Source organism: Streptomyces flavofungini, from assembly GCF_014650815.1.
Taxonomy (GTDB): Bacteria; Actinomycetota; Actinomycetes; order Streptomycetales; family Streptomycetaceae; genus Streptomyces; species Streptomyces flavofungini.
On record NZ_BMVR01000008.1, the window covers coordinates 37,072 to 55,267 of the forward strand.

Annotated in this window: 15 protein-coding genes and 1 pseudogene; 13 read left to right on the top strand and 3 right to left on the bottom strand. The window is 70.5% G+C overall.

Going from position 1 to position 18,196, the window contains the following annotated elements; genetic code table 11:
• Positions 1-62: 62 nt before the first annotated feature.
• The 10 genes and pseudogenes from IE274_RS21615 (at position 63) to IE274_RS21655 (ending at position 6,372) form a co-directional block, all read left to right on the top strand.
• Positions 63-1,352, top strand: coding sequence for an MFS transporter (locus tag IE274_RS21615; RefSeq protein WP_190117520.1), 1,290 nt, complete (start codon positions 63-65; stop codon positions 1,350-1,352).
• A gap of 4 nt (positions 1,353-1,356) precedes the next feature.
• The gene (locus IE274_RS21620) at positions 1,357-1,698 is read left to right on the top strand and encodes a hypothetical protein (RefSeq protein ID WP_190117521.1); all 342 of its coding nucleotides are present in this window, start codon (positions 1,357-1,359) and stop codon (positions 1,696-1,698) included.
• A gap of 224 nt (positions 1,699-1,922) precedes the next feature.
• Positions 1,923-2,270: a hypothetical protein gene (locus IE274_RS21625; RefSeq protein WP_190117522.1), complete on the top strand. Its 348-nt coding sequence runs from the start codon at positions 1,923-1,925 to the stop codon at positions 2,268-2,270.
• 305 nt (positions 2,271-2,575) lie between these two features.
• Positions 2,576-2,800 (top strand): annotated as a pseudogene (locus IE274_RS40075) (SAM-dependent methyltransferase); the annotation flags it as partial.
• Between the two features lie 185 nt (positions 2,801-2,985).
• Positions 2,986-3,318, top strand: a complete 333-nt coding sequence (locus IE274_RS40245; RefSeq protein ID WP_307822148.1) for a hypothetical protein — start codon at positions 2,986-2,988, stop codon at positions 3,316-3,318.
• Positions 3,319-3,604: 286 nt separating this feature from the next.
• Positions 3,605-4,153 (top strand): Uma2 family endonuclease, encoded by a 549-nt coding sequence (locus tag IE274_RS21635; RefSeq protein ID WP_233103116.1) that lies wholly within the window; start codon positions 3,605-3,607, stop codon positions 4,151-4,153.
• Between the two features lie 70 nt (positions 4,154-4,223).
• Complete coding sequence (locus tag IE274_RS21640) at positions 4,224-4,616, top strand: DUF5753 domain-containing protein (RefSeq protein ID WP_190117524.1); 393 nt, start codon at positions 4,224-4,226, stop codon at positions 4,614-4,616.
• Complete coding sequence (locus tag IE274_RS21645; protein WP_190117525.1) at positions 4,613-4,786, top strand: DUF397 domain-containing protein; 174 nt, start codon at positions 4,613-4,615, stop codon at positions 4,784-4,786. The genes IE274_RS21640 and IE274_RS21645 overlap by 4 nt, the downstream gene beginning before the upstream one ends.
• A gap of 143 nt (positions 4,787-4,929) precedes the next feature.
• Entirely contained in the window at positions 4,930-5,268 is a 339-nt protein-coding gene (locus IE274_RS21650) for a hypothetical protein (RefSeq protein ID WP_190117526.1), read from the top strand.
• A gap of 258 nt (positions 5,269-5,526) precedes the next feature.
• Positions 5,527-6,372, top strand: coding sequence for a hypothetical protein (locus tag IE274_RS21655; RefSeq protein WP_190117527.1), 846 nt, complete (start codon positions 5,527-5,529; stop codon positions 6,370-6,372).
• A gap of 1,107 nt (positions 6,373-7,479) precedes the next feature.
• Here IE274_RS21655 and IE274_RS21660 read toward each other — a convergent pair.
• Positions 7,480-8,103: a hypothetical protein gene (locus IE274_RS21660; RefSeq protein ID WP_190117528.1), complete on the bottom strand. Its 624-nt coding sequence runs from the start codon at positions 8,101-8,103 to the stop codon at positions 7,480-7,482.
• A 162-nt stretch (positions 8,104-8,265) separates the two neighbouring features.
• Here IE274_RS21660 and IE274_RS21665 point away from each other — a divergent pair, with 162 nt between their 5' ends.
• The 3 genes from IE274_RS21665 to IE274_RS21675 all read left to right on the top strand — a co-directional run bounded on the left by IE274_RS21665 (position 8,266) and on the right by IE274_RS21675 (position 11,294).
• Positions 8,266-8,739 (top strand): winged helix-turn-helix transcriptional regulator, encoded by a 474-nt coding sequence (locus IE274_RS21665; protein ID WP_229909712.1) that lies wholly within the window; start codon positions 8,266-8,268, stop codon positions 8,737-8,739.
• 541 nt (positions 8,740-9,280) lie between these two features.
• Positions 9,281-10,360 (top strand): hypothetical protein, encoded by a 1,080-nt coding sequence (locus tag IE274_RS21670; protein WP_229909713.1) that lies wholly within the window; start codon positions 9,281-9,283, stop codon positions 10,358-10,360.
• A 73-nt stretch (positions 10,361-10,433) separates the two neighbouring features.
• Entirely contained in the window at positions 10,434-11,294 is an 861-nt protein-coding gene (locus tag IE274_RS21675; RefSeq protein WP_190117796.1) for a DMT family protein, read from the top strand.
• 74 nt (positions 11,295-11,368) lie between these two features.
• Here IE274_RS21675 and IE274_RS21680 read toward each other — a convergent pair whose 3' ends face one another.
• Positions 11,369-11,773, bottom strand: coding sequence for a hypothetical protein (locus tag IE274_RS21680; RefSeq protein ID WP_190117529.1), 405 nt, complete (start codon positions 11,771-11,773; stop codon positions 11,369-11,371).
• A 119-nt stretch (positions 11,774-11,892) separates the two neighbouring features.
• Positions 11,893-18,177: a DNA/RNA non-specific endonuclease gene (locus tag IE274_RS21685; RefSeq protein WP_229909714.1), complete on the bottom strand. Its 6,285-nt coding sequence runs from the start codon at positions 18,175-18,177 to the stop codon at positions 11,893-11,895.
• Between the last annotated feature and the right edge of the window lie 19 nt (positions 18,178-18,196).

The window sequence follows — 18,196 nt, forward strand, 5'->3', positions numbered from 1 at the left end:
CCACGCCTGGTTTTGATGCCGGTGGTCAACACGGCGTTGTCCGGGGAGGGGGGACGCTCGGCATGGCGGGCAGGGCCGACGGGGCGGACACGCGGTCGCTGGGCCGGGACTTCGGGTGGCTGTGGGCCGCGTACGGGATCAGCGCGTTCGGGACGCGGTTCGCGTTCGACGCGTTCGCGCTGATCGCGATCCTGGCGCTGGGCGCGGGACCGGCGCAGGTGGCGCTGCTCTCGGCGGCGGGGCTCGCGGTGGGGGCGGCGGTGGCGGTGCCGCTCGGCCCGTGGGTGGAGTTCCGGCGCAAGCGGCCGGTGATGGTGGCGATGGACCTGACCCGCTGCGCGGCACTGGTGACCGTGCCGGTCGCGTACGCCCTCGACGCCCTGACCTTCGCCCACCTCCTGGCCGTCTCGGTGCTGGTCGCCGCCGCCGACATCGCCTTCAGCACGGCGTCCGGCGCCCACCTGAAGGCGCTCGTACACCCGGAGGACCTGCTCACCGCCAACGGCCGCATGGAGTCCACGACTTGGACGGCGACGGCGCTCGGGCCACCGCTCGGCGGGGCCACGGTGGGGGTGTTCGGGCCGGTGGTGACGGTGGCGGCGGACGCGGTGAGCTATCTGCTCTCGGCGGCGGGAATCCGCGCGATCCGCGCGACCGAGCCGCACCCCCAGCGGAGTACGCCACCCCGCCTCCGCGTCCGCGACCTCACCGACGGCTGGCGCTTCCTCCTCACCGACCCGGCGCTGCGCCCCCTGTTCCTCAACACCGTCCTGGTCAGCGCCCTGATCATGGCGGCCGCTCCCCCGCTCGCCGTCCTCATGCTCGGCCAACTCGGCTTCGCCCCCTGGCAGTACGGCCTCGCGTTCGCACTGCCCTGCCTGGGCGGCCTGATCGGCTCCCGCCTGTCCCGCCCCCTGGTCCACCGCTTCGGCGAGCGCGCGGTCCTGCGCGTCGCCGGAACCCTGCGCGTCTGCTGGCCCCTCGCCCTGGCCTTCGTCCACCCCGGCCCGACCGGCCTCGCCCTGGTCATGGTCACCGAGTTGGGCCTGATCACCTGCATGGGCGTCTTCAACCCGGTGTACGCCACGTACCGCCTGCACCACACCCCGCCCGACCGTATCGCCCGCACCCTGTCCGCCTGGACGATCACGACCAGGGCCACGGTCGCCGCCCTCACCGCCCTGTCGGGCCTCCTCGCGACCCTCACCAGCCCCCGCACCGCGATCGCCACCGCCGGGCTCCTCATCCTGGCGACCCCTTTCCTGCTCCGGTTTCCCGGCCCGCCGGGCGGGCTTCCCGGCCGCAAGAGGCCGTACCCCCTGGGCGCGCCACCCCCCGTCCACAACCGTTGACGCCATGACCACCACACGCATGACGGCGACCCGCCTCGGCCGCACGGCCCTGGCCGCCGGGGCCGCCCTCGCCCTCTTCGCCGCGCTGCCCACCAGCAGCGCCCACGCCGCGAACGGCACGTTCCTCTACCACTCGGTCGAGGCCGGGGACCTCCAGATGGACAACCCGGCGAACGGCGAGTGCCGACTCCTCGTCCAGGGCGGCGCGACCAGCGCGTCGAACCAGACCGACGCGACCGCCACGGTCTACTTCGACCACGGCTGCGAGGAGCCCTCGGGCACCCTGAGGCCCGGCCAGTCCACCGGTTTCTTCGGCTCGCTCCCGCACAGCGTGATGTTCAACTGACCTGCGGAGTACGGGTACACGGCGCCGCAAACTCCCCGCGTGGCCGTGTCACCCGTTCACCGCACGGCTGATCGTTTCGGCGGGTTCCCTTCGGGTGACGCGGCTCCGGGGAAGGAGGACGCGCCCTCTCACCGAGGCAGGCTCCGACGGGATCCGATTCCCGGAACCCGCCGGAGCCCGCTCGGCTTCCGGCCCACCCCCAACTCCCTTCAAGGAGTGCCTTCGTGCGTTTTCGTTCCACCGCCGGTGCCGCCCTCGGCGCGCTCGCGCTCATCCTCGCTCTGCCCACCTCCGCCTCGGCCGCGGAGGGCCCCTTCTTCTACACGTACAGCGGGCTCGACGGCTCCCCGCAGACCGGCGTCCTGGCCGACCCGCCGAGCTACGAGTGCGTGACCCTGCCGGAGGTCGGCAACCCCTCCTCGTCGAGCTCGGCGCACTCGCCCCTCAACCACACCGACGCGTACGCCACCGTCTACACCGGCCCGCACTGTGACGGTGACTCCTTCACCCTGCGCCCGCACGGCGGCCACGCCTCCGAGCGCCTGAAGCTCCGCTCGGTGCGCTTCATGTGAGGCGAGACCGGCTGCCGGCCCTCCCCGGCAGCCGGTCCCCCCGATCGGTTCGGGACACGGCGTCCGGTTGGCCGACTTGGCACCGTTGATCTCCTCTCGCGGCCGAGCCCAGGTTTGGGGAACCGCCACGGAGGCGGCACGAGTGAGGGGACAGCGCACATGAACGACGACAAGACGGCCACGACCGCCAGACGGCCGAGACCACACTGGGCGACAATGAGGACGCCACCCGCAGCTACTACGAATCCACCGACGTCGACGCCTTCTACGACGCCGTCTGGGGCGGCGAGGACATCCACACCGGCATCTACGACCACGACACCGAGCCCGTCGCCGATGCCTCCCGCCGTACCGTCGAGCGCCTCGCCGACCGCCTCGCGGACCACCTCGGCCCCGGCCGGACCGTCCTGGACCTGGGCTCCGGCTACGGCGGCACCGCCCGCTACCTCGCCGACCGCTTCGGCTGCGACGTCGTCGCGCTCAACCTCAGCGCCGTCCAGAACGAGCGCCACCGCGCGGCCAACGCCAAGCGCGGCCTCGACGGCCTGATCGAGGTCGTCACCGGCTCCTTCCACGAAGTGCCGTACGCCCCGCCGACCACTTCGAGGCCGTCTGCTCGCTGGAAGCGCTCTGCCACAGCGATGACCGGCCGCGCGCGCTGAGCGAGGCCGTACGCGTCCTCAAGCCCGGCGGGAGCCTCGCCTTCACGGACATCATGGCCGACGAGGACACACCCGCCGAGGCGCTGGCCCCGGTCGTCTCCCGCCTGGGCGTCGCCGCCCTCGCGACCCCCTCCTTCTACCTGCGCCAGCTCGCCGACCTGGGCCTGGCCCCCGTCGAATTCGACGACCACAGCACCCAGATCGCCCGGCACTACGTCCGGTTGAACGACACCACCCGCGCCCGCGAGGCCGAGCTGCGCACCACGATCAGCCCCGCCTACGTCGACGGCCTCCTCGCCAACCTCCCCCTCTGGGTCGACGCGACCCGCGCGGGACGCGTGCGCTGGGGCATCTTCAGCGCGCAAGCCCGGCACACGGACGAATAGTCGGCGCGTGGGGCATCGGGGACGAGGCGCCACTGCTGCAAGGATGATGCGACGTCGTCGTACTGCTGAACGTTGACACCGCTTTCAGTGCTGTCGCCCTAAACCTGAAGATCACGGTCCCCCGGGGCGGGCGCGGCAGACCGGCTCTGTGAGGTCACCGTGCTCGGCGCGGCATCAATTGCGCTGGCGCCAACGTATGACCCGGGTCCACAGACCATGATCAAACCCCTCGACCGCCCCCTTCAGGCGCCCGGAGGAAGCCGTGACAGCCGAACTCCCCGACTGGATGATCCCGCCCAGGCCGAGCGGCTGGGAAGCTGACGACCTCGACCATCTTTCCCAGGCACCGCGACACACCGAACTCATCGACGGAGCCCTGATCTTCATGGTGTCGCCGCAGCGGTCCTGGCACTCCCGACTCGTGGAGAACCTGACTTTCGCCCTGCGGCAGACGGCTCCCGCCGGTTCGGAGACGGAGCGTGAGATGACCATCCGCCTCGACAGAAGGAGCCGCCCCGAGCCGGACATCCTGGTCACCACCGCCTCGTACGACCCCGATCGCACCTGGTACGCCCCCGAAGACGTCACTCTGGTCATCGAGGTCGTCTCGGAGGAATCAGCCGACCGCGACCGGTCCCTGAAGCCCTTCAAGTACGCACAGGCCAAGATCCCGCACTTCTGGCGCGTCGAGGACGAAGCCGGCTCCCCGTCCGTCCACACCTACGAACTCGACGACATGACCAGCGCCTATGTGGCCACCGGCATCCACAGGGACCGGCTGAGGACCGCAGTCCCCTTCCCCGTCGACATCGACCTCGACAGCCTCGTGCCCTGACTCCCCCGACGTCGGCACGCACGCAGACCCCCACCCCAGGGTGGGGTTGGAACGGCGACTGCTCGCGCGCATGGATCGCCAGCAGATCCTCAAGGACGCGATGGGGCGTACCGTCTTCAGCTTTGTGCTGTGCGAGTCGACATTGCGGCGCAACCCTGGGGGCACAATGACATTGCGCAACCAGCTCGAACACCTGTCGGCACTCAGCAACTTGCGCAACGTAGACATCCAGGTCCTGCCCTTGATCCGCGAACGGAACACCGGACTTGAGGGGCCCTTCCGCCTGACCAAGCTCAAGGACGGGACCACCGTCGGGCTGATCGAGGTCCAGCTCGCCAGCCGCGTGGTTACCGATCCGAAAGAGGTCCAGATCCTCGATATGCGCTATGGCATCATCCGAGCGCAGGCTCTGACGCCGGAGGAGTCACAGGACTTCATCGAGAAGATGGAAAGAGAGTCATGACGCTGGAGTGGTTCAAGAGCAGTTACAGCACAGCCGACGGACCGTCATGCGTCGAGGTGGCCGCAGCCCCCGACACCATCCACATCCGCGACTCCAAGAACCCCGACGGACCCCGCCTCGCCGTCACACCCACCGCGTGGGTGGACTTCCTGCGCCGCAGTGTCAAGTAGCTGCCACCCACACCCACATGGCGTAAGCAGCATCGTTTCTGCGCACGTCGTACGGGTGGCTCACGCCAAGATCAAGGAGCCACGGCGAGGGAACACAACACGATCCGAGGGCTCAAGACCTCGGCAGCAAAAGGAGTCCCCCCGTGCGTCTTCGCCACACCGTCGGTGCCGCCCTCGGCGCCCTCACCCTCGTCCTGGCCCTTCCCACATCGGCCAGCGCGGGCCAATTCTCCTTCCGTTACCAGTACGGCGACCCGGCCAGCCCGACCCTGGGGCAGATGGACGACCTTGACGGGATCACGTGCTACAACGTCCCCGAGGTCGAGGGCAAGAACGAGACCGCCTTCAGGCCCGACAACACAGAGCAGTTCGAGGTCTGGGTCTTTGCCGAGGAAGACTGCGAAGGCACCAAGACGACGGTTCCCGGCCAGTCCCACCTCGGCACCGACGTCAAATTCAAGTCGTTCTACATCAAGAGCTGAACCCCTGAGCCCCGCACTCCGCCCCGGTACGAGCCGTCACGGCCCGCGCCGGGGCGGAGCCGTGTCACGGCGCGAGCGGCCGAACGGACCTCGCAACCAGAAGTGACCGTCCGTACACGTGAGTTGATGTACGGTAACCACAACTAAACGGCCCCCGCGCTGGCGGCAACCAGCAGCGAGGGCCTTCACGCCGAGTGCCTCGTAGGAGCACCCGAAATGCAGCGTCATGTTATCGCCCCTGCCCGTTTCTTCACGCAGGTGCCGAACGAGATTCTCCGCCATCCACGGCTTTCCTCCGACGCCGTACGCCTGCTGACCTGGCAGCTCTCCCTCCCCGACGGGGCGGACGAACCGCTCTCGGCCACCGCGCGCAACGCAGGCATCGGGAAGACCGGATTCCTTCGCGCCAAGCGGCAGTTGAAGGACGAGGGGTACGTCCACGAGTGGCGCGAGCAGCGGGAGCGGGGACGGTGGACGACCCGCCAGCTAGTCTCCAACGTCCCGCTGAGCGCCGAGGAAGCCGGGGCCTTACGGAACGTGACCCCCGTACCGACGGGCCCCCGTCCGGCCACCGGCTCGCCGACCCATCCGGCCGTCGGCTGTCATCCAGAGGCGACACCCCCGGTGAACACCCCCCAACCTCCCCCGTCCCCGGACGAGGCACGCCACCTCGTCGAGGGCCTGCGCGACCTCGACCCGCGTCTACGCGTACCGCGCGGGATGGTCCCCCAGCTCACCGAGCTGGCCGGGCAGTGGCTGGCGCTGGGCCACAGTCCCGGCGACGTACTCGACGAGATCCGCCGAGGGCTGCCCCCAGTCATCCACAAGCCGGGCGGCCTCGTCCGCCACCTCCTCAGCGACCCCGTGCCGCCCCGGCCGCCAAGGCCGGAACAACCCCAGGTCGCCGCCCTGCGGGAGTGCGCGGGCCCCCACCCTCACCCTCTCCTCTTCCGCCCGGTGTCCGACGAGGACCACTGCGGCCCCTGCCGCCGCGACCGGGCCGAGGCAACCGCGAACGCGCCCTGGCCACGCCCCGCGACCCTCGCCACCGCCCTCGGCGCCCCTGCCGTCCGCGCGGCCCTGCGCGGTGCGCGCGAGGCCTGACACGGCTCTGCCCACGAGGAGTTCGTCCGCGTCGTCGAGGAAGGAGAGGCCACACTGACGCGGCCTGAAGCTCTCGACTCGCCCTCACTTCCACCGCGTGCAGCGACTTCCTCCCCTACGCGCAAAGGTGAACGTGGCCGCCCGGAGGTCGACATAGTGGCGCCTCCGGGACGGAAGTCAAGGGCGCCCTGCGGGCGTCGGCTGCGCCGATTCCGCTGCGCTCCACCCTTGACTCCCGCCCCTCCAGCGCGAGTTGCTGTTGGCCGGGCGGCCCGGGGTGGGGCGGCGGGGAGCCTCCGGGGAGAGCGCACGGCTTCGTTGCCGGGTGCGGACCGGCACTTCCTGTGTGGCCCCTCGCGGTCGGCGCACCGTGCGGGACCGGTAGCGGGGCGGCCACACCCGGCCGCCGGGTGCGGCTGTCGGGTGCGGCCGCCGGGTGCGGCCGCCGGGTGCGGCTGGGCTGGGCGCGGCTGGCGGGTAGGGCTGGGCGCGGCCAGCCCCAGCCCTCCCCCCCATCACCTACTTCGGAAAAGTTGCGAGCAGCGCACAGGGGTAGCGCACCCCAGCAATTCACGCCCCTCCCCACCAGCGCTGACTGGCACTGACTGGCACTGACTCGCCCTCACTCGCATTCGCTCGCACTGACCTGCACTTACAGGTGGGGCGCGCGCCCTGCCGCTCGCACTACCCCGCGCGCCTCTCGCAACTTTTCCAAAACAGGTCACCGGGACCGGCCCGGCACGCTCGACAACCGCCCACCGCCTGCCACCTGCCACCTGCCACCCGGCGAATCAGGCGAACCACCCACCCAGCAACCCCGTTGGGCCACAGGACGGGGTCGCCGCGCCAAGGCTGTGCCGGGCGGCACCCGGCAGCGAAGCCTTTCCGCCGCCACCGGAGGCTCCCCGCCGCCCCCGCCCCGGGCCGCCCGGCCGACGGCAACTCGCGCTGGAGGGGCGGGAGTCAAGGGTGGAGCGCAGCGGAATCGGCGCAGCCGACGCCCGCAGGGCGCCCTTGACTGCCGCCCCGGAAGCGCCACGCTCCCAGAACCCGGGCGGCCTCGTTCACTCCTCGGCACGGGCCCACCAGGCCAGAGCTACGCCTGAGTTACTTCACCGCCCACTTGAGGGGCTCCTTGTAGAAGCCCTGCGAGTACGTCACGTTCTTGACCTTCGCGGTGGCCGGGACCAGGTACGGCTCGCACACGGTGCGCTCCTCGCCCTTCTTCCAGATGTCGTCGCTGCCCAGCTCCTTGACGCCGTTGAGGAGGTTGCAGTCCTTGGGCGTGCTGGCGAGCGTGCCGATGAGGATGAACCGGGTCGCGGGCGCGCCCGCGTCGGTCTCGGCGCCGACGTCGCTCATCGGCTTGGCCTCCTTGATGGCGGGGCCGCCGACGTGCTTCGCCTTCACGTAGATCCAGGCGATCTTCTTGTCCTTGTACTTCTTCGGGTCGTCCAGCTCCTTGAGGTCCTCGGGCTTGCCCAGCGACACCTTCGTGGGCGTGATCGAGAACTTGCCGGTCTTCTTGTAGCTGGTGATCTCCTGCACCGGGCCCGGCTGCCCGAGCTTGAGGTTCTTCGGCGCCTCGTCGGCGGCCTTCGACGCGCCGGACTTCCCGTCCTTGTCCGAGTCGTCGGACGGGCCGCACGCGGTCACCGCGAGGGCGGTGATCACGCCCACCGCCGCCAGACCGAGAGACCGGTGGTTCCGCATACCGCGCAGAGTGCTCATGTGTTCCCCGTGGTTCCACGCCGTGTCCGCCACGGCGCTCTGATCATTGCGACCGCCCATGGTGCCCTGTGCGCCGGCGGCCGTCGGCCCCGGCCCCCCTCGACGTACGCTCGCGGAGACAGGCAGGCACGTTCCGGCACGTTCCGGTGGGAGGAGAACCCCGTGAGCATCCGGCAGATCCAGGGCGGCGCCGACGCGGCGGAGGTCGCGCGCACCGACGCCCTGGCCCGCGAGGTCTTCATGGGCCTCGCCAACAAGTGGGCCATCCTGATCGTCAGCTCCCTCGGCGAGGGCACCCTGCGCTTCACCGAGCTGCGCTCCGCCGTCGACGGCATCAGCCACAAGATGCTCACCCAGACCCTGCGCGGCCTCGAACGCGACGGCGTGGTCCACCGCACCGTCCACCCCACCGTGCCGCCCCGCGTCGAGTACCGCCTGACAGAGGCGGGCACGGCGCTGCTCCGCGCCATCGACGCCATGTGCGACTGGACGCACCGGTACATGACGGAGATCGAGACGGCCCGCAGCCGGTTCGACGCGAGGCAGGGGGAGACCGCCGGGGCGCGGGAAGCCGCCGGGCAAGGGGAGACGGCCTGGTCGCGGGAAGCCGCCGGGCGACGGGAAGCCGCCGGGTAGCAGGGCCCTGCCGCCGGGTAGCAGGACGGTGCGCCACCCGGTATCCCTCAACTCGGGGCGTACAGGAGTGAATTCACGTCCTGGATCTGGGCAGCCCCCGCGACCGGTGCCATCCTTCGGTCACACACTGTGAGGACGTTCCGGTGTGAGGGGGAACGATGCGCTTACGCCAGAGAATCGTGGCCGGGGGCGGCGGAGCCGTCCCGACGGCCGTCGTGGTGGTCGCCCTGGGCCTCGGAGCCGCCGCGTGCGGCCACTCCGACGGACCCGGAGGGAAGGTGCCGGGGCGGCCGGGCGAGTCGTCGGGCCCCGCCGCGACCACCTCGCAGGCAGGCCCCAGCGGGTCCGCCGCCGCTCCCGGCGCGCCGCCCGGTGCCCAGGCCAGCGGCGGGTCCCAGGGCGGCGACCCCGGGGTGCCGCCGGTGCAGCCGCCGCCGACGGACACGGGTCCGGCCGGGGCGCCCGGACCCGGGGTCAGCGGGTCGACGCCCGCGGCGCCGCCGGGGTGCAGCCCGTCCCCGGCCATGGAGACCAGGTCCTGGTGCCGACGCCCACCGGGCACGCCCGAGCCGGTGACACCGTCGCCCGGGACGAACTCGCCGGAGTCGGCCGCCGTGCCGGGGGGCGGCAGCGCCTCGCCCGGGGAGAACTGACCGTGGGCCGCGTGGTGCGGGCGCCCCGCGTGCCGCGTTCGCCAGGGGTACGGCGCTCACCGGGCGTACCGCGTTCACCGGGCGTGCGGCGGGCGGCCCGTACCCCGGACTCCCGGCAGCCGGAGCCCCCCACCGCCGGTGGCAACCCCGTGGAACTCATCAACTCCGTCGTCGGCGCCGCCTCGTTCGTCAGCGCCCTGATGCTGTACGCGGGCTACATCTACACCAACGCCTACTACGGCTACTTCCACCTCGACAGCTTCGCCGTCGGCTTCGACACCTTCGAACTCGTCATCCGCAGCCTGAACCTGGCCGCGCTGCCCGCCCTCGAAGTCCTCATCCTGGCCCTCCTGGTGCCGTACCTGCCCCGGCTGCTCACCGCCCTGCGGGTCCCGCCACGCCATGTCGTGCGACTGCGGCGGGCCGGGCGGGCCGTGGCGCGGGCTCACGTCGGGTTCGTCGCCGCCGGAGCCGTCCTGCTCCTGGTGTGGCGGTGGATCCAGCCGTTCGCCTGGGCGGCCCCGCTGCTCGTGGCGGCAGGGCTGCTTCTCGGCCGGACCCGCGCCGCCACACCGGCGGGCACCCCTCCCCCACCGGCATGGCGGCGCGCCGCGTCCCTCCTGGCCGCGGGCCTCTTCCTCATCTGGGTCGTCGCCCTGGTCTCCGGGGATCGCGGCCGCCACGACGCGCACCACGACGCCGGCCAACTCGTACGCCGCGTCGCCGTCGTCGTCCTCAGCACCGACCGCCTCAGCTTCGCCCCGCCGGGCCCCGCGGTGGAGGACCTCGGCCGCGGCACCCACTACCGCTACCGCTACAGCGGCCTGCGCCTGCTCCTCGAACGCGACCAGCGGTACTACGTGCTGCCGCTGGGCTGGCACAAGGACACCGACCCGACGTACGTCATCAAGGACGACGACGGCATCCGCATCGAACTGCGCCCCGGCACCCAGCCCCGGCGCGGATAGCCCTCTCCGTGCCCAGCCCCGCCGACGGAGCGCGCGACACTCCCTGATCTACTGTCCTTTCGTGTCTCTTGGGATGATTTGCGCGCTCGGTTCAGCGGTCTGCTTCGGTACGGCGTCGGTGCTGCAGGCGGTCGCCGCGCGCGCGACCGCGCCCGGCACCGGCTCCGGGGTCGACCCCGCCCTCCTCCTGCGTGCGGTACGCCAATGGCGATACGTCGCCGGGCTCGCCCTGGACGGCCTCGGCTTCCTCCTCCAGATCGTCGCTCTCCGCTCCCTGCCCATCTACGCGGTCGGCGCCGCCCTCGCCGCGTCGCTCGCCGTCACGGCGGTCGTCGCGGCACGGCTGCTCGGGGTGCGGCTCAGCGGGACGGAGTGGGGCGCGGTGGGGGTGGTGTCCGCCGGGCTCGCGATGCTCGGGCTCGCCTCCGGCGCCGAGGGCGACGAGACCGGCTCCACGACGCTGCGGTACGTGATGCTGGGCGTCGCCGTGGCCGTGCTGCTCCTCGGGGCCCTGGCCGGACGCCTCCCGGACCGTGGCCGGGCCCTGGCCCTGGGCCTCGGAGCGGGCTGCGGCTTCGGCGTCGTGGAGGTCACGGTCCGCCTCATCGACGACGTGTCGCCGGGGGCACTGATCGCCAATCCGGCGGCGTACGCCCTCCTGGTCGGCGGGGGCGCCGCCTTCCTGCTCCTCACCTCCGCCCTCCAGCGCGGCTCGGTCACCGCCGCCACCGCCGGGATGGTCATCGGCGAGACGATCGGGCCCGCCCTGGTGGGGGTCGTATGGCTCGGGGACCGCACCCGTGAGGGGCTGGGCTGGCTGGCGCTCCTCGGGTTCGGGGTGGCGGTGGCGGGGGCGCTGGCGCTGGCGCGGTTCGGGGAGGCGCCGGAGGGTGAGAGGGCTCCCGCCGGGGAGGCGTCGGAGGCCGGGCGGTAGCCCTGCAGCAGGCAGGCGCGGTGGTGCGGGGGACGAGCCCCCGCACCACCGCGCCCTACGACACGCTCCGCGCGTCAGTCGGAGTCGACGCTCGGCGTCCGCCCCGGGAAGTCCGGCGGCAGCCCGTCAGGGGGCACCGTGCCCGAGACCAGACCGGCCAGATACTCCGTGAGACCGCCCTTGAACTCGCACCAGTCGTCGTTGCGCCCGCTCACGAGGATGGTCCAGGTGTCGGGGCCCTCGTCCGTGGTCTTCCAGTAGAAGAGGTCTCCGTCGGAGGAGTCCCCCCAGGGCAGCAGTCCGCGCGCCTCGGGGTAGGGCACGTGTCCGTGCGACATGCCCGAGTCCCGCAGGTCCCCGAGGACTTCGAGATCCTCCCGCATCCCTTCGACGAAGGAATGCTCCTCACCCGGGTCCGGGATGTGGATCGCGAGGAAATCACCGATGGCGAGCGCGGGATACTTCTCGGTCAGCTCCATGAAATCGGAAGGAAGCGCCGTCCCGAGCGCACCGGAGAGCGCATCCCAGTCGATGGTCCGGGCAGTCGGCGCACGATGCCGCAGAAGCGCCGGAAGCACCCGCTCCAAGTCTTGGACGCTCAACAGGTCACCTGCTTTCCTGGCTTGTTGTCCACGGTCTCGTTGAAGAGCAGACCGTTCGGTGTCGAGGCCGTCATGGTGATCCCCGTCGGGAGGTTCTCGCGGCCGTCCCCATAGCGCAATTGGCCAGAGTACAAGACTGGTTGGCCACTGGAGAGAGCCTCCGCCATCCGGTTCTCGCACTTCTTCATGCCGCTGACGTTCATCTCGCGGTACCCGGTGAAGATGTTCTCCCGCACCCAGTCCCCGCTGAATCGGTCACCGATGATGTGAGAGCGGTTGAACACCCACCTCTTGCCCTTCGACCGTTCCCTGGCCGATACGAAACCGGGCGGATCCCACGTCCCGACGCGCGGACCCCGGGAATTCGGACCCTTCAGGTCCTGCGGGCAGATCAGCGCCGTCGCCCCGGTGGGCGCCCCGTCCTTCAGGGGCTGGTAGTTGAACCGCGTCGACTTGTCCTCGCCGCAGCGGTTCTCGGGAACTCTGGTGCGCCCACTGGACCCACCCTCGGAATCCTCCCCGAACACCGCACTCGCCGCCCGGTCCACAGCCGAGCCGATGGCCCGGTCCACCGGGTTCGAGTCGATGACGCCGAGGATCCTCAGCAGGCTGAAGCCGGTGCCGACGGGATTGCGCTTCCCCGCCAGCTTCGCGCCGCCCTTCACGGCCCCCGTGAAGCCCTTCTTCAGGCCTTCCCGCATGCCCTTGAAGGTGTTGGTGATGACGGGAATGCCGAAGTCGTGGCCGTCGAACTCCAGGAAGGTGGTGGGGTTGCCGCCCGCGAACGCGTAGCGGTTGCCCGTCAGGGGGTCGGAGCCGAGTTCCATGTCGGCCAGGGCGCCGTTGTACATGTCCCGGGTCGTGAAGCGGTTCAGGCCGGGGCTGTAGTCGCGGAAGCCCATGTCGTACGTGCCCGACTCGCCGTCCCACCGCTTGGAGTTGAAGCGGTAAGGGTTGTACGCCTCCTTCGTCGGGTCGGTCGCCGTCGGCTTGTCGATGCCGGTGAAGTCGGCGGGGTCGGCGTTGCCGTAGGCCGTGTAGCCGTACGTGGACTTCGCGTTGCCGTCCTTGTCCGTCAGGGTCTCGACGTCCGTGTGGCTGTTGTAGCCGTAGAAGGTGTCTTCGGTCTTGCCGTCGGCGGCGTGCTTGACCTGGGACAGGCGCTCGCCCCAGGGGCTGTACTGGTAGGACTTCGTCAGCTTGCCCGCGACGTCCTCACTGAGGACCTCCCCGGACATGCCCAGGTAGTTGAAGTCCGTCTTCTTGCCGGCGGCGTCCGTGCGGTTCGCGGTGCGGTCCAGCGGGTCGTAGGCGTACTTCGTGGCCTTCAGGGCGCGCGCCCCGCCGTCCTCCTTCTCGTGCTTGGTTACCCGGTCGAAGCCGTCGTACGTGTTCCGCTCCACCACCTTGCCGCCGCTCGTCACCGACTCCTGGCGGCCGAAGGGGTCGTACGTGTACCAGGCCTCCGCGCCGCCCGACGCCGCCTTCAGGAGGCGGTTGCGGTCGTAGCCGTACGTCGTGGTCCTGCCCTTGACCGTCTGTGAGATGACGTTGGCGTTGTCGTCGTGGACGTAGGTCTCGGTGCCCGCGCCGTCCCCGGTGCGGGTCGACTTCGCCAGGCGGTCCGCCGGGTCGTAGGCGTACTCGGTGGTGGACGACACGTACTTCGACGCGTCGTCGGCGTTCATCTTCTTCGCCTCGTCCCGCGCCTTGTTGCCGTTCGGGTCGTAGGCGTAGGTGTGCGAGGCGACGAGCGTCTGGTTCGGCTTCTTCTCCGTCTGGGACTTGAGGGCGCCGTCCAGGTAGTAGGTGTGGTCGACCGTGTTCTTGTTGGCCTTGGTCTCCAGCTTCTTCTCGCCGCGCCAGGTGTAGTCGTAGGTCGTGACCTTCGGGGAGGTGTCGGACGCGGACTTGCCCACCGACGCCGTCTTCACCAGCTCGCGCAGGTCGTACGTGTACTTGGCGTACTGGTCGGGGTGCGTCAGCGTTTCCGGCTGACCGTTCGCGTCGTATGTGTACGACGTGGCCTTCTTCTCCTGGCCCGCCAGGGCCTCCACGACCTTCTCGACCTGGTTGAGGCCCGTGTACGAGATCGTGTACGCGTCGACCTTCGTGCCCGTGGACTTGTCGTCGATCGAGGTGAGGTTGCCGTTGACGTCGTAGGCGTACGCGAAGCGCTTGTTCTCCGTGTCCGCGGCGGCCGAGGCGTCACGGACGAGCTTGACCTTCGAGGCGCCCGCGGCCTTGAGGGGCGTGATCTCGTTCTTCTTGTAGGTCTTGCGGCTCAGCTTGATCCAGCCCTTGCCGTCCCCGGGACGGTCCGCGTACGCCGTGTACGTGCCGGACTTCGGGATCGGCAGCTTCCACCCGGCGCCGCCGCGCCGCTGCGACTCCTCGCCCAGGACCTCGTTGCGGCCAACCGGAATCCCGTCGTCGTCCAGCGACTTGAGCTTTCCGTCCGGGTAGTGGCCCCAGCGCATGGTGCGGCTGGAGGAGCCCGCCGCCGAGGTGAGCTGGCGGGCGCTCTGCTGGCCGAGCGCGTTGTAGTCGTAGGCGGTGGTGATGTTCCAGGCGTCCTTGGACGACTTCACCCAGCCGTTGTCGTAGTAGCCGTAGGTCGTGTCGTTGCGGGTCTGCTCGCCCTCGGACGGCGGCATCGAGACCTTCTCGACCCGGCCCACCGCGTCGTACGTCGTCTCCGTCCAGACCTTCCGGTTGTAGCGCGGGTCCTTCGGGTCGTACGGCTGGATCTGCCGCTTGGGGCGGTTGAGTTCGTCGTACGTGGTCTCGGAGACGAAGGCGTCGGGGCGGTCGGCGGCCACGCTGCGCGGCGTGAACACCTTGATCCGGTTGCCGACCTCGTCGTAGCCGAACTTCGTCGTGAGGGTCGTCTTGTCCGTGTGCGGGACCTCGGTCACGGCGAGCTTGCCGCGCTCGTCGTAGTGGTTCTTGGTGGTGTTGTTCTCCTGGTCGGTCGTCGAGACGACCAGGGAGTCCTTGTCGTACGCCTGCTTGACCGTGCGGCCCGCCGCGTCCGTGACCGCGACGACCCGGTGGTTCATGTCGTAGTCGGTCTTGGTGGTGTAGTCGTCCGGGTCGGAGGTGTTGTTCTTCTTGGGGTCGATGACGCGCACCGGGTTGCCCACGCCGTCGTAGACGTAACTGATCTTGTGCTTCTTGGCGTTGACGACCGAGGTGAGCTGGTAGATCTCGTCGTAGGTATTGGTCGTGACGTAGTCGTCGGGGTCGGACGGGGTCGCCACGCCCTTGGGCTCCGTCGTCGTCCGCAGGTTGCCGACCTTGTCGTACGTGTAGACCGACTTGCGCTCGCCGGAGGTGTCCGCGTCCTTGGGCGCGGTGGCCGACGTGACCTGGTCCGCCTTGTCGTACACGGCGGTCGATACCGCGCCGTTGGGGGCGGTGGACTTCTCGACGTTGTCGTTCGGGTCGTACTCGGGCGCCGGAGTCGTGATGAAGACGCCCGCCGCCTGGTCCTTCGGCGCCTTCGACACCAGCGGGCGGCCGTACGTGTCGTACGTCTGCGTGGTCTTCTTGCCCAGCGCGTCCGTGACCGCCGTGACCTGGCCGCGCTCGTCGTACTCGGTCTTCGTGACCTTGCTGAGCGCGTCCGTGGTGGTGCGCGGAGAGCCGGACGGCGCGAAGTCCGAGTGCAGGACCGGGTTGCCGCCCGCGTCGGTGGCCTTGATGAGCTGGCCGTACGCGTCGTAGTCGTACGTCGTCGTGTAGTCGCCGTCCGCGGGCGTGGAGACACCCTTGGGGTCGGTGACCTTCTTCAGGTTCCCCTTGGCGTCGTGGCCGAACTCCCACGCCCGGTTCTCCGCCGAGGTCTTCTTCTTCAGGTCGGCGACATAGCCGTCCTCCCGGGTCTGGTACTCGTAACGGGAGGAGTGGGCCGGGTACTTGCCGGGCGCGCAGTCCGCGGCCGACGGGACGCCGTCCTTGTTCTCCTCCGCCGAGCGCTCCCAGAGCGGATAGCCGGTCTTCTCGTCGTAGCAGTAGGCCGTCTTCGCGCCGTTGTTCTCCTCAAGGAGCGTGACGTTGTTGTCGCCGTCCCAACTCATCTTGGTGTACTCGGACTTGGCGTTGACGATCTTGACCGGTCGGTCACTGTCGTCGGTCTCATAGGTGGCGGAGTTCCGCTCGGCGTCGGTGACCCTGGTCTCGTCACCGCCGCCCTGCCGCTTCTTGTACGCGAAGTCCGTGGTGCCGTCGAGGCGGTCGGTGACCGTCTTCGTCGACCAGCGGTAGTCGGTCTCGGCGGTGACCGAGTAGTCGAGCCCGGTGCTGTTCCCGCGCGGGTCGGTGACCTTCGTCAGCTTCGCGTTCTTGGCGCCCTGCGCGGCGTCGTACGCGAACTTGAAGACCTTGGGCTGCGCCGATCCGTCACCGTCGGTGAGGCGGCCGAGGTGCCCCTTCTCGGTGTAGTGGAAGGCGACCTTGCGCCCCGAGACATCCGTGACGGACTTGAGGTGGTCGTAGATCCTCGGGTTCCAGAGGTCCTTGCCGGACGCCCTCTCCCCCTTGTCGTCGATGTACTCGTACGTCGCGTCGCCCGCCCGGTAGTAGTCGAGCGTGAGGGTGGTGCGGGCCGACGGGTCCTTGATCCGGGCGAGGAACTTCACACGCCGGTTGCCGGAGTCGCGCAGCTCGTACTCGTACGTCTGCGTGTTGCCGTTCTTGTCGACGACCGAGGTCAGATAGCCGTCGCAGCCGATCAGGAAGCGAGTGCCGTCCGGACGGGTCAGCGTCCAGGCGTCCGGCACCTCGGGATCGACGCCCGGCAGACACGACAGGCGCGCGCCGTCCTTCGCCTTCAGCCGGTAGTGGTAGCCCGGCGAGGGCTTCCACTCCCCGCTCCCCTGCTTCCGGAAGATCTGCTGGGTGCCGTCACCGTCGACGACGTACGCCTCGCCCGGGTTCACGTCCGGGTGGAAGTCGAGCACGGCGCCCAGCCGCAGCGGGCCCGACGCCTGCGCCGACCAGCCGTGGCCCAGCTGGCCGTCGGAGGTGTCCTGCGCGTTGTACGTGAAGCGCGCGAAGGTGTTGATGCCGCGGCCCGGGTTGTTGACCGCGTCGTAGGACCAGACGGCGTTGCCCGAACCGACGTTGGACATCAGCGTCGAACCCGCGCCGGTGTTCTTGCCCGTGTACGCGTGGTACTTCTCCAGGCCGAGCCGGTCCGCCGTCGGGTCCTCGACCGCCGCCGTCTGCGCGAGGCCGCCGATGCCGGGCTTCTGGGACAGCCAGGTGTCGTCGGCCTTGTTGTACACGTCCCAGGTCAGGGTGAAGCCCGCGCGGCGGTTGCCGTCCACGGGCGGTGCCTTGACCTCGGCCCGCACGGTCGCGGAGGCGCCCGCCGCGAGGGCCGGGACGTCCGTGCGCAACTGGTTGTCACCCGTCGTGGCGTCCGAGCCGTCCGGGTACGCCCACCGGTAGCTGAGCTGCCGCTCGCCCGCGGGCCACGCCGAGGTCGTCGTGTTGGTGAGCGTGACCGTCACCGGATAGGTGTTGCGGGCGGTCATGCGGGGCGGGGTGCCGGGGGCGTAGTAGGTGTCCCAGGGGGTGGGGGCCGCGTAGAGGACGCCGAGCCGGGCGTCGCGGCGCGGGTCGGCGCCCTTGAGCGGAAGGCCCTTGTTGGCCCCCGGGTCCTTGACCCACCGGCGGGCGAGGGGCGTGGCGTCCCGCGAGAGCTCCTCGCCGTTCCCGGCGCGCAGGTGGACCCGCGCGTCGAGGACGTGGGCCTTCTTCGGGATGCCCGCCGTCGGGAACTTCAGGGCGCCCGGGGTCGCCTGCGACCGGTCGGCCGCCACGACACGGAGGGTGTGGCCCGCCTTCGGCACGCCCACGCGGCGCACGGGCGAGCCGAGCAGGCGGCCGTCCCTCGTCTCCACCAGCAGCCGGTACGCGTACCGCCGCCCGGTCTCGGCGCGGCTCCCGGCCGGGGTCGGCGCGGTCGTCGTGTCCCGGTAGCGCGTGGCGCCCTTGCCGAGGTCGGCCACGAGGGTCGAGGTCGTCGGCCGGAAGTCCGCCTGCGGCGAGCGGTGCAGCTGATAGCCGACGACGTCGCGCGCCGTGGCCTTCGGCCAGGACAGCTCGGGGCCTCTCGCGTGCACGACCGAGGGGGCCTTGATGGCGCTCGCCCCGTCCGCGCCGTACGTGACCTTCAGGCGCGGGGAGTTGCGGGGATAGGCCCGCTTGGGCGGGTCCTTGGGCGGGTGCGCCCGGGGCTGCGGGGCGTCCGCCTGTCTCTGGTCCGGCACCTGTCTCAGGTCCGGTGCG

What these genes read in the sequence shown, in the direction of transcription:
- IE274_RS21615 (WP_190117520.1), top strand. Translation starts at nt 63, where the DNA reads ATGGCGGGCAGGGCCGACGGGGCGGACACGCGGTCGCTGGGCCGGGAC.
- IE274_RS21620 (WP_190117521.1), top strand. Translation starts at nt 1,357, where the DNA reads ATGACCACCACACGCATGACGGCGACCCGCCTCGGCCGCACGGCCCTG.
- IE274_RS40245 (WP_307822148.1), top strand. Translation starts at nt 2,986, where the DNA reads ATGGCCGACGAGGACACACCCGCCGAGGCGCTGGCCCCGGTCGTCTCC.
- IE274_RS21635 (WP_233103116.1), top strand. Translation starts at nt 3,605, where the DNA reads ATGATCCCGCCCAGGCCGAGCGGCTGGGAAGCTGACGACCTCGACCAT.
- IE274_RS21640 (WP_190117524.1), top strand. Translation starts at nt 4,224, where the DNA reads ATGGATCGCCAGCAGATCCTCAAGGACGCGATGGGGCGTACCGTCTTC.
- IE274_RS21645 (WP_190117525.1), top strand. Translation starts at nt 4,613, where the DNA reads ATGACGCTGGAGTGGTTCAAGAGCAGTTACAGCACAGCCGACGGACCG.
- IE274_RS21660 (WP_190117528.1), bottom strand. Translation starts at nt 8,103, where the DNA reads ATGAGCACTCTGCGCGGTATGCGGAACCACCGGTCTCTCGGTCTGGCG.
- IE274_RS21675 (WP_190117796.1), top strand. Translation starts at nt 10,434, where the DNA reads ATGATTTGCGCGCTCGGTTCAGCGGTCTGCTTCGGTACGGCGTCGGTG.
- IE274_RS21680 (WP_190117529.1), bottom strand. Translation starts at nt 11,773, where the DNA reads ATGGAGCTGACCGAGAAGTATCCCGCGCTCGCCATCGGTGATTTCCTC.